General features: G+C 45.0%; 10 protein-coding genes. 2 read left to right on the forward strand and 8 right to left on the reverse strand.

Translation table 11 applies throughout. The features are described 5' to 3' along the window. Positions 1 to 10 precede the first annotated feature (10 nt). Positions 11 to 1,432, forward strand: a complete 1,422-nt coding sequence (locus A3EU_RS0115935; RefSeq protein WP_169433362.1) for an outer membrane beta-barrel protein — start codon at positions 11 to 13, stop codon at positions 1,430 to 1,432. 177 nt (positions 1,433 to 1,609) lie between these two features. On the opposite strand, the gene A3EU_RS0115940 is transcribed toward A3EU_RS0115935, so the two are convergent. Then, positions 1,610 to 3,157, reverse strand: coding sequence for a glycine--tRNA ligase (locus tag A3EU_RS0115940; protein ID WP_020537187.1), 1,548 nt, complete (start codon positions 3,155 to 3,157; stop codon positions 1,610 to 1,612). A gap of 257 nt (positions 3,158 to 3,414) precedes the next feature. On the opposite strand from A3EU_RS0115940, the gene A3EU_RS34835 reads away from it, so the two are divergent. Beyond that, positions 3,415 to 5,421, forward strand: coding sequence for a 4Fe-4S binding protein (locus tag A3EU_RS34835; protein WP_020537188.1), 2,007 nt, complete (start codon positions 3,415 to 3,417; stop codon positions 5,419 to 5,421). 42 nt (positions 5,422 to 5,463) lie between these two features. Here A3EU_RS34835 and A3EU_RS0115950 read toward each other — a convergent pair whose 3' ends face one another. The 7 genes from A3EU_RS0115950 to A3EU_RS0115980 form a co-directional block, all read right to left on the reverse strand. Further along, the gene (locus tag A3EU_RS0115950) at positions 5,464 to 6,237 is read right to left on the reverse strand and encodes a sulfite exporter TauE/SafE family protein (RefSeq protein ID WP_020537189.1); all 774 of its coding nucleotides are present in this window, start codon (positions 6,235 to 6,237) and stop codon (positions 5,464 to 5,466) included. A gap of 52 nt (positions 6,238 to 6,289) precedes the next feature. Next, positions 6,290 to 7,792 (reverse strand): cysteine--tRNA ligase, encoded by a 1,503-nt coding sequence (gene cysS, locus A3EU_RS0115955; RefSeq protein ID WP_020537190.1) that lies wholly within the window; start codon positions 7,790 to 7,792, stop codon positions 6,290 to 6,292. 142 nt (positions 7,793 to 7,934) lie between these two features. Further along, positions 7,935 to 8,954, reverse strand: coding sequence for an endonuclease/exonuclease/phosphatase family protein (locus A3EU_RS0115960; RefSeq protein ID WP_020537191.1), 1,020 nt, complete (start codon positions 8,952 to 8,954; stop codon positions 7,935 to 7,937). 3 nt (positions 8,955 to 8,957) lie between these two features. Further along, positions 8,958 to 9,929: a rhomboid family intramembrane serine protease gene (locus tag A3EU_RS0115965; RefSeq protein WP_020537192.1), complete on the reverse strand. Its 972-nt coding sequence runs from the start codon at positions 9,927 to 9,929 to the stop codon at positions 8,958 to 8,960. Positions 9,930 to 10,150: 221 nt separating this feature from the next. Further along, positions 10,151 to 10,933 (reverse strand): rhomboid family intramembrane serine protease, encoded by a 783-nt coding sequence (locus A3EU_RS0115970; RefSeq protein WP_020537193.1) that lies wholly within the window; start codon positions 10,931 to 10,933, stop codon positions 10,151 to 10,153. A gap of 102 nt (positions 10,934 to 11,035) precedes the next feature. Further along, entirely contained in the window at positions 11,036 to 12,937 is a 1,902-nt protein-coding gene (gene mutL / locus A3EU_RS0115975; protein ID WP_020537194.1) for a DNA mismatch repair endonuclease MutL, read from the reverse strand. Between the two features lie 28 nt (positions 12,938 to 12,965). After that, complete coding sequence (locus A3EU_RS0115980) at positions 12,966 to 13,283, reverse strand: hypothetical protein (protein WP_020537195.1); 318 nt, start codon at positions 13,281 to 13,283, stop codon at positions 12,966 to 12,968. Positions 13,284 to 13,692: the final 409 nt, after the last annotated feature.

The raw sequence follows: 13,692 nt of genomic DNA on the forward strand, positions 1-13,692 counted from the left end.
GGTTAAACCTGTGTTTAAACCCGGAAGCTGGGATCAACTGGCTGCCCGCCTTGATGAAGTCGATGTTGCTGATGCCTTCGATGAAGAAATAGGTGAACGCCTGCAGCGAATGCATGTCCCTTATCAACAAAATTCATGGGCAATACTCGCTGCTCGCCTTGAACTAGAGCGCCGACGTATACAAGCTATTACCCATTACAAGATTATGGAGCTGTCGCTCCTGCTTTTGCTCTTTATTACCGCTTGGCAGCATCTTCCTACTGCACCCACTCCTCCTGCAACTCCTCCTCCTGGCATTCCTTTTGCTTCTACTGCTCCATCACCGTCCCCTAACGATCAGGATGAGTCCTCGGCCATTGCAAGTAGTTTTGTTTCTGATGATCAAGCTGCATCCTCTTCAACAGCCGGTACTTTAGCTGCTGAAAAAAGCGACAGTGATTTAATAAAACATTTCCAGGAAGTTAATCAGCTTAAAGAGGTTGCTCAACGCCCTGTTTTCGCTCGTGCTGAACCGCTGCCAGCCAATGACTTAAGTCGAATTCCTTACGAAGTCGATGCACAACAGCAACTCAAACAGTTTTTCGCTGAAAAAACGGAAACGATCAGCACACCAAGTGATGATTTTCATAAAGAAGGAGCACTTGCTGCACTTGATGGCGGAAAAACAGCTCTGCTTAACTATGGTGACCCAAATGAGTTACTGGAGTTTATCCGCCCCGTGGAGCGAAAAACTTTTCTCCGAATTGGCTTTGCTGGTTCTCCTGATTACAACCGGGTCATTACGCCTTCTCAAGAATTGGAAGACGGCTCTGTTGTTTCCTATGATCGTTACTCTCTTGGTTATAGTGGAGGTATCACCTTAGGCGTAGAACACGGCAAATGGGAAATAGAAACAGGGGCGATGTATGCTGTTCGTCGTTATCAAGCTATCCCTACAGTCTATGTCACAGGTACACTAAGGGAGGGCTATACTGGGCTGGGATTACGTGATTTTGAACTCAATACCGTTAATATTCCGCTCAACTTCCGTTATAATTTCCTTTTGCATGACAAGTGGAGAATGTACGCCCAGGGTGGTGCCAGTGTGAACCTGATACTGAGTGCGAACTACTACCTCACTGACCAAGCAGAATTTGCAGGTATTGCCCGTAACCCGAATGCCAACTCAGGCTCATCTGCGCTAGACAAGCCCGAACCACTACAAAACAAAGCCCTGACTGCCGGCTGGCTAGAAGGAGGCTCCTTTTTGCAAAATGCTACCCTTTACGCAGATTTCGGCGTAGGCCTGGAACGTTACATGACGCCTAATTGGAGCATGTTCGTACAGCCTACCTATCACCATTCGCTGCCATTATTCAACGATGGCCTCGGCCCTTACCGTGATCGTATTCACAACTTTGGTATTGGCATGGGTGTGAAGGTGCGGCTGTAGATTTTTCAATCTACCTTTTCGCTTTATACTTCTAGTAACCGCTATCAAGATAACTTGGCAAGCATTACCTCTTTTGGCAAGGCTTTGACAAAAAGCCTGTCACATATATTCCAGAATAAAAAAATCCCAAACCTTACTTAAAAGGCTTGGGATTTTTTTACTTATTCATGAGTGTCATTACATAAACAACTGACTCATATCCGTACGCTGACGTACCAATTCAGGCACCTTGTCTATCGGTACTCTCTCCTGCTCTAGCGTATCACGATCTCGCACCGTTACCATATTGTCATCGAGGCTATCGAAGTCTACAGTGATACAGAACGGTGTACCAATCGCATCCTGCCGACGGTAAAGTTTACCAATCGAGCCTGTATCATCGTACTGACAGTTACATACCATTTTCAGCTTATCAAACAGCTCTTTGGCTTTGCCTACAATCCGGTCTTCTGTCCGCTTTAGCGGTAAGATAGCCGCCTTGATAGGTGCTAATGCCGGGTGCAACTTCAATACCGTACGCGTATTATTAGGATCATCCTGACCTGGCACCTGCTCATCCATCAGTGCATTACTCATGGTCGCTAGGAACATCCGATCACAACCGATCGACGTTTCTAATACGTAAGGAACATAGCTTTCCTTGGTCGTAGAATCGAAGTAAGTCAGTTTTTTACCCGACAACTCCTGATGGCTGCTGAGGTCAAAATCCGTCCGCGAGTGAATACCTTCCAGTTCTTTGAAACCAAAGGGAAACTCAAACTGGATATCCACCGCAGCATCTGCGTAATGGGCCAGGTTATCGTGATCGTGGAAGCGGTACTTCGAGGCAGAAGTCCCCAAAGCCAAGTGCCACTTGAGACGGGCTTCTTTCCAGTAGTCGTACCATTTTTTCTGCGTTCCCGGCTGGATAAAGAATTGCATTTCCATCTGCTCAAACTCCCGCATCCGGAAGATAAACTGACGAGCCACAATCTCATTACGGAAAGCCTTACCGATCTGTGCGATACCAAATGGCAATTTCTGACGCGTTGATTTCTGTACGTTCAAGAAATTGACAAAAATACCCTGTGCTGTTTCAGGGCGTAGGTAGAGTTTACCTTCCTCGCCAGCAATATTACCCAATTGAGTGGAGAACATCAGGTTGAACTGACGAACATCCGTCCAGTTTCGGCTACCCGTATCTGGATCCGCAATATCGAGGTCTTCGATCAAGGTTTTCAAGCCCTCCATGTCTCCATCGGTCATGGCGGTAGCCAGACGCTTGGCAACTTCGTCGATTTTTGCTTGATAATCCACGATCCGGCCATTGGTGGAACGGAACATCGCTTCGTCAAAGTCATCAAAACGCTTACGTGCTTTTGCGACTTCCTTGTTGATCTTGGCTTCGATCTTATCCATGTAATCTTCCACCAAAACATCGGCACGGTAGCGTTTTTTACTATCCTTGTTATCTACCAATGGATCATTAAAAGCATCTACGTGGCCAGAAGCTTTCCAGGTCTTGGGGTGCATAAAGATGGCCGCATCGATACCTACAATGTTATCATGCATCTGCACCATAGATTTCCACCAGTACTCCTTGAGGTTGTTTTTGAGCAACGAACCATAGGGGCCGTAGTCATAAGCGGCACTTAGGCCGTCGTAAATTTCACTCGACTGATAGATGAATCCGTATTCCTTACAGTGCGCTACCAGCGCTTTAAATTGATCGTTTTGTTGTGCCATGGCTATGTTCTTAATTCCTGTAGATTTGCATCAACAGAAAAGGACTTGCTTGATAGAAGGCGCAAAGATAAGCGATTAGTTCCTTTACTGGTAATAATGGTGTTCATTCCAAAGTTGATTTTTCTGTTTACCGCAGAAGATGTACCTTTTCCAAGAGTAGCCAGGCGGACACTTCGATCAGATAACAAGCCCCTGATACTACCACCACTGCTTATGCTTGTGTAACTTGTCTGCTGTCACTATAAAAACCACCTTTCATGTCCGGGAAATCCACCGAAAAGAACATTTTGCAATACCTTGGCATAGGCCTTTTTATTTTTGCACTGGCGGTATTCATTGGCTCCTTAACACTTAGTCACTACGAATTGTCTTTAACTGCTGTAAAAGATAGCCTGGGTAATGATTATCACTACGGTTTCGTAGAACAGAGTGCCCAACAAATGGCAGGAAAGTCATACCCCAACAGTTTCGCTTTTTTAGATGCTTTTGAAAAGGTCTTATCTGACGCGCAGACAGCCATTAAAACGGATGTCGAAGAAGTAAAGGGCCTCACTAAAAGTGATGGCGAATATTGGAGTTCTTTATTACAAGATTGGCAATTAAAGGGATTAATTTTCCCGGTGACCAAAGCTTCCAGTACAGGCTTGTTACCAGGAAATACCTGGCTGTTTTTTCTACTAAGTATCGTATTGGGTATCATCGGCGCTTTGCTATATATCCTTCCCCGGCGACGCGAACACGCAGGTATCAAAAACAACCATATCTACCACAGCAGCTTGCACAGTCGCGGCTGGTTAGGCATTGCGGCTGGTATTTTCCTAATTGGCTTCTACATTCTGCTCTATTTCTACCCTGAGCACATGGTCAATTGGATACTGATGGTTGACCCTATCAGTATGGCCCTCAACGGTGGCCCAGCAAGCAATTGGTTTTTGTATGGACTGCTATACACCATTGCCATCTTGGTAATGGGAATTCGGATGATTATCAAATACCGGCACAACCGCTACCAAATGATCCGGACAGGCTCCGTGATGTTTTTCCAAACGACTTTTGCGTTCCTATTGCCTGAACTGATGTCGGCCTTGAACCAGCCTAGCATGGACCTCAAGAACATCTGGCCACTGAACTACTCTTTCTTCTTCGATTATAACATCAATGAACTTACCAGCTCCGGAGGCTTTGGTTTATTCTTGCTTTTTTGGGGTATCATCCTGATGGTGGTCGCAGTGCCTCTCATCACTTACTTTTACGGAAAACGCTGGTATTGCTCCTGGGTATGTGGCTGTGGTGGCTTGGCAGAGACCCTCGGCGACCCTTACCGCCAGCTTAGTGATAAATCTACCCAAGCCTGGCAGATTGAACGTTGGACCATTCACGCTGTACTTGTTTTCTCGGTTGTGATGACCGTCATTGTCGTTTACAGTTACTTGCCTTTGGCTACAGAAGCCGAAGGCTGGCTGAATAAAACCAATTTTGTCTACTTCGTTTCTGCATTATTGATCGCACTTCCCGCTTACGTTTTTGCACGTAACCAGAAAGTTGACATCTTCCCTAAAGGTGCGATGATCATGATGTGGGTAGCGGCTATCGGGGTAATTGTTCTTTTGAATTACAATCACTTCATTCTCGAAAATTACAAGGCTACTATTAAAATAAATCGCTGGGTCATGATTGCATTGGCCGGATTGGTGATCGGTAGTTTGGTGCTCCTTCACCGCAAAGAGAACCCAGCTCAGTCACCACGAAAAATTATCACCGCTGCGTTGGTATTTTTTGGCGCAATCGCTGGCTGGCAACTACTGGCGTTCAACAATACAGGCAATGAGATTGCCTCTTTTAGCCACTACGATGTCCGCTCGGTATACGGCTTTGCCATCAGTTCGATTTTCGCTGGCGTGGTCGGCACCGGATTTTACCCCTTGATGGGTAACCGCGTTTGGTGTCGTTTTGGTTGCCCTTTGGCGGCTTACCTGGGATTAGTCCAGCGCATCAAATCACGCTTCCGGATTACAACTAATGGTGGGCAGTGTATTTCCTGCGGTAATTGCTCTACTTATTGCGAAATGGGCATCGATGTACGTTCTTACGCCCAGCGTGGTCAGGATATCGTCCGTTCTTCTTGTGTTGGTTGTGGTGTTTGCTCAGCAGTATGCCCACGCGGCGTACTACGCCTGGAAAACGCGGCAGCAGATATCGACGAGCGCGCTAGTGATCTACGGGCTATTCATATCACAGAAACGGAGGTGACGTTATTGGGGTAAGATAGTTTTACCGCATAGATATACGATCATGGCCGTCTATGGTCAAACAAACAACTTCCACACCCAGGCCGTCACGCCAAACATGCGTAGGATGGCCCAAATGACGACCACTACCAAGATTCGATAAGCCCATTTCCCGGCGCGAGGATCTGTCGCTGCAAAACGGGCAGTAAGGTAACCGCCAGCCGTTTGCCCAATAGCCATCAGGCCGCCAATTTTCCAATCAATGAGGCCCTGCCAGGCGAAGATGAGTACTGCTACTAATGTATAAATGGCTACCACAGCCACTTTCACAGCATTGCTATCTACGAGATTGTAGTGGGCAACCAACACCATCGCTGCCAGAAAAAAAACCCCCATACCCATTTGGATAAAACCACCGTAAAAACCCAGTGCTAAAAACACGGGGATACTTATCCATAAAGGCAACTCCCTGGCATCGGTATCTTCTCGTAACCAACGCGCAGGTTTCACCAGAATAACGAATAACATCAGCACCAAAAGAAAGCGAAAAACTTCCTTAAAGGCCTCATTACTGACTTTTAATGCTACGTAAATACCAATGAAGGCTCCAACGGTTGTTAGTGCAATGTAGAGGCCACTTTTGCCAATATTGAGCCGGTCTTTGCGGTAAAAGGCCCAACTCCCGGCCGCACTTTGGGTAAATATCCCTACACGGTTAGTGCCATTGGCGACATTACCTGGCAGCCCTAGCATTTCCGTAAGAATAGTAAGTGTAATAGCGGACCCATTCCCCGCCAAGGTATTGATGGCTCCGGCCACGAAGGCACCAATTACGGCAATAATATAGATCATATAAAGGTACTTGGTACAATGTACTCAGTACAATGTACCAAGTACCTAAAACTTACTCCACACTCCACTCAGCACCGTCTTTGCCGTCTTTCACTACGATTCCGGCAGCCTTGAGTGCATCGCGAATCTTGTCAGAAGTCCCCCAATCCTTGTTCGTTCGTGCATCCTGACGAATATCAAGGATCAGTTGCATCGCACTTTCCATGGCATCACCATTTCCGGTATCAGCAGATGCTTCGTCTACCAGACCCAAGATATCAAAAATGAAGGTCCGGAAACTCGCTTGGAGGCGGTCTAACGTCGCAGCACTAATATTAGTTAGTGAAAGCTGGCCTCCTTTAAAACTGTTGATTTTACTCACCAGTTCAAAAAGTCGAGCCAGTGCTTTAGGCGTATTGAAATCGTCATTCATTTCGGCGAAAGCACCGTCAATGAGTTGGTTGATTTCTTTATCCAGTTCATCGCTGTCAGCACCACTAGCTCCGCTTAGCTTACCTAGTACGTCATAGCCTTCCAGCAAACGCTTGTAGCCTTTTTCTGCAGCCAGCAATGCTTCGTCGGTTAGGTCCAGGGTCGAACTATAGTGGCTTTGCAACATAAAGAAGCGGATCGCCATCGGGCTGTAACCTTTAGAAAGGTGGGGACTATCTCCCGTGAACAACTGATCAGGCGTGACCGTATTGCCATCACTTTTGCTCATCTTGCGGCCGTTCATCAGCAGCATATTCGTATGCAGCCAGACGCGGGCACCCGTGCAATCACAAGCGCCTACGTTTTGCGCTACTTCATTTTCATGATGTGGAAATTTCAAGTCACTACCACCACCGTGAATATCAAATTGTTCACCGAGGTATTTTCTGCTCATGGCAGAACATTCAAGGTGCCAACCAGGGAAACCTACGCTCCAGGGGCTGTTCCAACGCATGAGGTGCTCCGGTGATGCTTTCATCCAGATGGCGAAATCTGCAGGATGGCGTTTTTCGTCCTGATTTTTCAAATCATCACGAGATTCTACCAGCAGCTCATCGATTTTGCGGCCAGATAGTTCTCCGTAAATCCCTTTCTCCTCAGCGAATTTAAGGGTATCAAAATAGACAGACCCATTACTTTCGTAGGCGAAACCATTGTCCAGAATAGCCTGTACCATTTCGATTTGTTCAGGAATATGCCCTGTAGCACGAGGTTCGATACTAGGAGAAAGCGTATTAAAAATACGCATCATGTCGTGAAAACCAATCGTGTACTTCTGGGCCACTTCCATTGGCTCCAGCTGCTCCAGCTTAGCACGTTTCGACATTTTATCTTCTCCGTCATCGCTATCACCAGTAAGGTGGCCCACGTCGGTTACGTTCCGCACATAGCGCACCCGGTAACCGAGATGCAATAAATAACGGTAGATCACATCAAAGCTGACAAAGGTGCGGCAGTTTCCCAAATGGACATCGCTGTAGACGGTTGGTCCACATACGTACATACCCACGTATCCCTTTTCCAGAGGGGTGAAAACTTCTTTTTGCCGTTTCAGGCTGTTATGAACAATTAAATCCTGACTCATGTATTCAGCTTTTTTGGGTGCTGTTCCTTATTTAGAAGGAGATATTTATTGCTAACCAATTTTTTGGTCATTTTGTCCCCACCTATCAATATTTCCGCAAAAATAACAACAGAATTGGCTCAAACCGCTTTTTTGAAAAGGATTAGTGCTTTTGAAGGCTAATTTCTGCCCGGATTGCCTGGTGATCAGAAAAAGAACAGGGAATTCGGTCAAAATCATAGATTGTGAAATCTGCATCCGGCAGGATGTAGTCAATGCGTAGACCAGGAAGTAAGCCCTCATAAGTTGTTCCCAGCCCCCATGACTGTGCCAAGTGAGCATCCTCAAATTCAGTCCGAAAAAGTTCGTAGAGGTAAGAAGTAGGAATATCATTGAAATCACCTACTAGCAGTACAGGTAAACTTGTTTTTTGACTAGCAGCAAGAATTTTGCGGGCTTGTTGGGTCCGTACTTTATTGGAACGGCCATAGCGGCCAAACATGGTTTTTACTTTCTGCCATGTTTTCTTTTCCTGAAGGCTACCATCTTGTGTTACTTGGCTAGCTAAATTTGAAATACCATTGGTTTGAAGGTGAGCGTTGATAAGTTTAAACGTTCCTTCCTCTGTTACCACATCAACCATAAGATATCCATTGACACGATTAGAAAAATAATGTATTTCTCCATTCTTCAATGGGTAGCGACTAAAAACAGCCAACTGGGCTTCTTTTTCACGATAAACGTGAGGAAACTCCGCTTGCTTTTGAATTTCCTTTGCTAGAGCATTTCCTTCTTCTCTGATTCTAAATTCCTGGAGAAGAAGTACGTCTACATCTAATGTTTTCAAAAACGTGGCAATATCTTCATCTGTTTGCTCTCGAAAACCATGACCATTTAAGGACGCGACCTTAACTGTTGTGGTAGCTGCTGTAGCGCCTCCATCTGGAATAGCAAAAGCATTACTCTGCATATCCCACCCTAGTAGCAAGGTTATCACCGAAAGCCAAACAGCGTTGTCTTTTTTCCACAACCAGTAAATTGCAAAAAGAAATGTTAGTCCCCACAGACTGGGTGCTAACAAGCCCATAGATGCTATCGGCCAAAAAACATCTGGATTAATGAGTCGAGGCAAGTAAGATGCCAGGGTGACAATCACTAGAATAAGGTGGGATAAGCGGATCAAGAGCTACTTCTTACTGGCGTTGAATAAGTATTTTTTTTCTTCCTCTGTTAACTTTTCATAGCCACTCTCCTTGATTTTTTCCAGAATAGCGTCTACTTTTTCTTCGTGAGAAAGGCCATTTCCAGGCGTTCCTCCGGTTTTCTTTTCTGTCTTACGACGAGTGAATCGGTTACTACGTGTAGCCTGTTCTTTTTTATTATTTGGGTTGCGATAAGCCACCCTTGGGCCACCCCGCTCTTTCTTTTTGCTCCGATCCTGTCCCAGTCCGCGAAAAAACTCTCTTACTTTATGAATAAAGTTATTAACAGGAGCAGAAAGATCATCCCCCTGCTGTAATCGGCGAATAAAAAACCAACCAAAAGCAGCGCCGCCAAGGTGAGCAAAATGCCCTCCGGTATTATCCAAGCCACCTATACCAATAACATCAATGAGTAGAAGTGCGACAGCGATGTATTTTAATTTTACATCACCAAGTAGGATTAATCGCATCTCCTTGTCTGGTGCAAGCACGGCTGCAGCAATCACAATGCCCATAACGGCACCACTTGCTCCGTAGGCAATGCCCGGAGAAGGGTGAATCCAGTTGGCGTAGATAAAATAGGTCAAATTCCCCGCCAAGCCCGCAAGCAAATACAAAGGAAGTATTCGATGATCTCCCACTAAATCCCCTATGACGCGCCCAAACCAATAGAGCATAAGCATATTGAAGAGGATATGGAAAAACCCTTCGTGAAGAAACATGCTGGTGATAATCGACCATGGATAGACAAGGACATCCAGCCAATTGGAAGACATTGCAAAGAGCGAAAGTATTTCTCTGTAAAGAGGTGAGGAGGTGTAACCATTGCTTATTTGAAGGATAACCCAAATCAAATTAATGACAACAAATACACCAGCATTGATGATAACCAGGCGGGTTACCATATTGCCGTAACTGAATTCTCGTTTTATATCTTCCCAGATGGACCTAAACATGTCGGATTTTGGTCTACTCGTTATACGAACGTTCAAAATGATTAAAAGATGGCGAAGCATCTTGGCAACCTAGGGGACTTCTCTACTGTCAGGCCAGAAAAGTTAGCTTGTCACCTATTATGATAACGAAATAACAATCAGTAAGTTTTAACAAAAAAACCTACGGTCGTTATTTTCTGTATTGCTTACAAAAACAAACGATGCTTTCTTTTGCGTTTTCTCTACCAGCGGCTACCAAATTTTCGCCAGTACAAAATTAAGAAGAATCCTGTAACTGCCCCTCCTAAGTGAGCAAAGTGAGCAATATTATCCCAAGAAAACTGATTAAGNCCTAGATATAGTTCAATCAGCATCAACACCGGAATAAAATACTTAGCCTTGATTGGTATAGGTAGAAAAATCAACATGAGCTCCCTTTCCGGAAACAACATCCCAAAGGCCAGTAATAACCCATAGATAGCACCCGAGGCACCCACCATTGGTATATTGAGCTTGCCATTGTAGATTTCACTAATCACACCGTTTGCTTCTCCTATCATCTGTGGAGTCATACCACGGCTCATTTGATTGAGTGCATCCTGGTTCAGAAAATCTCGATTGAGCCTACTGGCTTCCAAGAAGTTATCAAAATTGGCATAGGTGGGATATTCCTTAAAAAGCGCTATAGCGTTCTCTATACTCGTCATCTCCCACCAGGTAAACCCCATATGTAAAACGGCAGCCCCAATAGCACATGCAAAGTAAAAAAACAAAAATTTCTGTGGGCCCCAAAGCGCCTCCAGAGAAGAACCAAACAGCACCAGCGCAAACATATTGAAAAACAAATGCAGCATACCACCGTGCATAAAAAAGTGCGTGGCAATCTGTAGGGGCTTGAACAATGGCGAAGCCGGGTAGTGCAAAGCCATCAAATCTAGCATCTGCTCATTACCAAAAATGAGCCCCGCCAGAAAAAACAAGACGTTAATGATGAGCAAATTTTTGGCTACGTCAGTTATTCGCATGGTTGAACAGGTATGATTGTTTGTAAGTCTACAGTTAACTAATAAGCTTACAAAAGTCGTTTTTGTTTTGTAAAGCCCCCTATACCTTACCAAGGTAGCCCCTTATTCGGCAAACTTCTGCTCTAGCTCGTCTAATGAAAACGTCAGGTAACAGGAACGACCGCTAGGGCTACGCATGGGGTTTGAACAAGCAAAAAGCTGATTAATAATTAATTGCATTTCGGAAACATCCAAGCGTTTGCCGCGCTTTATTGCCGCACTGCGGGCCATCGCTCTGGCTATTGTCTCCTTGGTCCCTAATTTTAGATCGAGTTGTTCCCGGTATTGACTAATCAATTGATCAATAATGGCTACTTCGTTTTGTTTTCCTGCAATTTCTGTAGGCAAACCATTGATAACAAAAGCGTTTTGGCCAAATTCTTCGATATCAAAACCCAAAAGTTTTAATTCTGGTAACATCTCGCTGAGCAGAACAGCATCTGTTGGACTCAGTTCGATCGTCTGGGCAAAGAGCTGCCCTTGGCTTACGCCTTTTTGTTGCTCCAGTGCTTGCAAATATTGTTCGTATAGGATACGCTCGTGTGCTGCCTGTTGATCAATCAAGACAAAACCCGACTTGATGGAGTTGACAATGTAGCGATGATGTAATTGATAAGGATTCTTGTCCTCTCGATATCCTTGCTCTGCATTGGGGCCAAGGGGGAGGTCTTGCGACATTTTGCTTTCGATGGTAATCATTCCATCTCCTCCTTCCGTTTCTGGGAAAGCAGGAGCTGTGTCCTCTCCTTCACCGAGGTCTTCATAAAGCTTTTGCCAGTTTTCCAGGTTGTTTTTATCTCTTCGAAAACTACTATCAGAAGAACCTGAAGCGCCACTATTACTTCGTGGAACCCCTGTACCTGGTTTTGCTGTAGCGCTAGACTCAATGGTGTTGAATCGCTCCACCCTTGGAGGAGGGCTCATACGTGTGGACGAGAAACTGCCTCCTTGCTCAAAGTCAAGCGTGGGAGTCACACTGTATTGCCCCAAAGCATGGCGAACTGCAACTTTGAGGTAATTGTAAACTAGTTTTTCGTCATCAAATTTAATCTCCTGCTTTGTAGGGTGTACATTCACATCAATGCGAGCAGGATCCATATTGAGAAATAGAACGTAAAAAGGATGAACCCCCTGTGGCAACAGTTCCTCGTAGGCCGACATGACCGCATGATGCAGGTAACTACTTTTGATGTAGCGCCTATTGACAAAGAAAAATTGATCTCCTCTTGATTTTTTGGCAAATTCAGGTTTCCCGACGAAACCCGATAATTGCAAGATATCCGTCTCTTCTGAAGCCGGTACTAAGCGCTGGTTGTAGTTGTTACCAAAAATACCGACAATCCGCTGCCGAAGATTCCCAACGGGCAGGTGGTAAGTTTCCGAATCATTGTGGTGCAGGCTGAAAAATATATCAGGATGCGCCAAAGCTACTCGCTGAAACTCATCGAGAATATGCCGCATCTCCACAGAGTTCGACTTCAGGAAATTACGACGGGCAGGCACATTGAAAAATAAATTCTTAACGGATATAGAAGTTCCAGAAGCCGTTTGGCAAGGCTCCTGTGATTTCAACGCAGAGCCTTCCATCAGTATACGCACGCCCAATTCATCCGAATAGCGGCGAGTTTTTAACTCTACCTGGGCAATGGCCGCGATAGTAGCCATGGCCTCGCCACGAAAGCCCATCGTGCGGATATGAGTAAGGTCATCCGCAACCCGCAGCTTGCTTGTCGCGTGTCGTTCAAAACACATACGGGCGTCTGTTTCCGACATACCGCAGCCATTATCGATCACCTGAATCAGGTTTTTCCCACTCTCCCTAATGATCAACTGGATGTGATCAGCACCAGCATCAATAGCATTTTCCATCAATTCCTTGACGACCGAAGCAGGGCGTTGAATAACTTCTCCTGCAGCAATCTGACTGGCAATAGCATCTGGTAAGAGCTGGATAATATCTGACATCTAATAACTACGTATTGCGCAAAAAAGCTTACTGAATAAATTTGTTCAAGTCAGGCAAATATACATTTAAAAGGAGGTAGCCCAAGACAATCAACATAATTACTACACCTACCAAGACCAGATTAGAGCGCAACACCTGCCGTTTGCGATACTGCTGATCGGCCAAATAGCTACTCCGCATCCCGCTGGCAATTCGTGCCTTGGCTCCTTCAACATCGTCTTTCTGTAACTCTTTCAAACCTTTGATCCGCTCTTCTAGTTCTTCCTTTTTCGGATCGTAATACATCGGTTTGTAATCAAACTTCTGGTGCACGGGCACTTTAAACATGCGTCTTTTACCGAACATAATATCTCTATTTTCTTCTCTGAATTATTTTCAAGTCTCCTTTACTTGGTTGCTCGACGAGTTTCACTTTGAGGGTTTTCTTTGGTCCGACTTCCTATTTTTGGCACCTCCCCCCAACAAATCCAACTTAAAGAGTCACTAACGATTAGGTAAAAATACTAATTTAGAAAACTCTACTTCAGATGCAAGATGATAAACAGTCTTACTTTGGCGCTTGTTGCAATGATAGCCCTCTTAAGGAATTGTTAGTGCAAATCAACTAATAATCCTTTTTCTTCCCTTTGTCTTAAAGAATCATTAAGCTGTCTTCTTTTTTTGACCTGGTGTAGATTAGCAACGATATTGTTTGACGAACCTAGAGCAACTATTTTGCATCCTAATTAAAAGTCAACCCTACATAAAATCTGTA

It is taken from the genome of Lewinella cohaerens DSM 23179 (assembly GCF_000379805.1).
GTDB lineage: Bacteria > Bacteroidota > Bacteroidia > Chitinophagales > Saprospiraceae > Lewinella > Lewinella cohaerens.

Coding starts and splice junctions, on each gene's coding strand:
- A3EU_RS0115940 (WP_020537187.1), bottom strand. CDS start 3,157: ATGGCACAACAAAACGATCAATTTAAAGCGCTGGTAGCGCACTGTAAG.
- A3EU_RS34835 (WP_020537188.1), top strand. CDS start 3,415: ATGTCCGGGAAATCCACCGAAAAGAACATTTTGCAATACCTTGGCATA.
- A3EU_RS0115950 (WP_020537189.1), bottom strand. CDS start 6,237: ATGATCTATATTATTGCCGTAATTGGTGCCTTCGTGGCCGGAGCCATC.
- cysS (WP_020537190.1), bottom strand. CDS start 7,792: ATGAGTCAGGATTTAATTGTTCATAACAGCCTGAAACGGCAAAAAGAA.
- A3EU_RS0115965 (WP_020537192.1), bottom strand. CDS start 9,929: ATGTTTAGGTCCATCTGGGAAGATATAAAACGAGAATTCAGTTACGGC.
- mutL (WP_020537194.1), bottom strand. CDS start 12,937: ATGTCAGATATTATCCAGCTCTTACCAGATGCTATTGCCAGTCAGATT.
- A3EU_RS0115980 (WP_020537195.1), bottom strand. CDS start 13,283: ATGTTCGGTAAAAGACGCATGTTTAAAGTGCCCGTGCACCAGAAGTTT.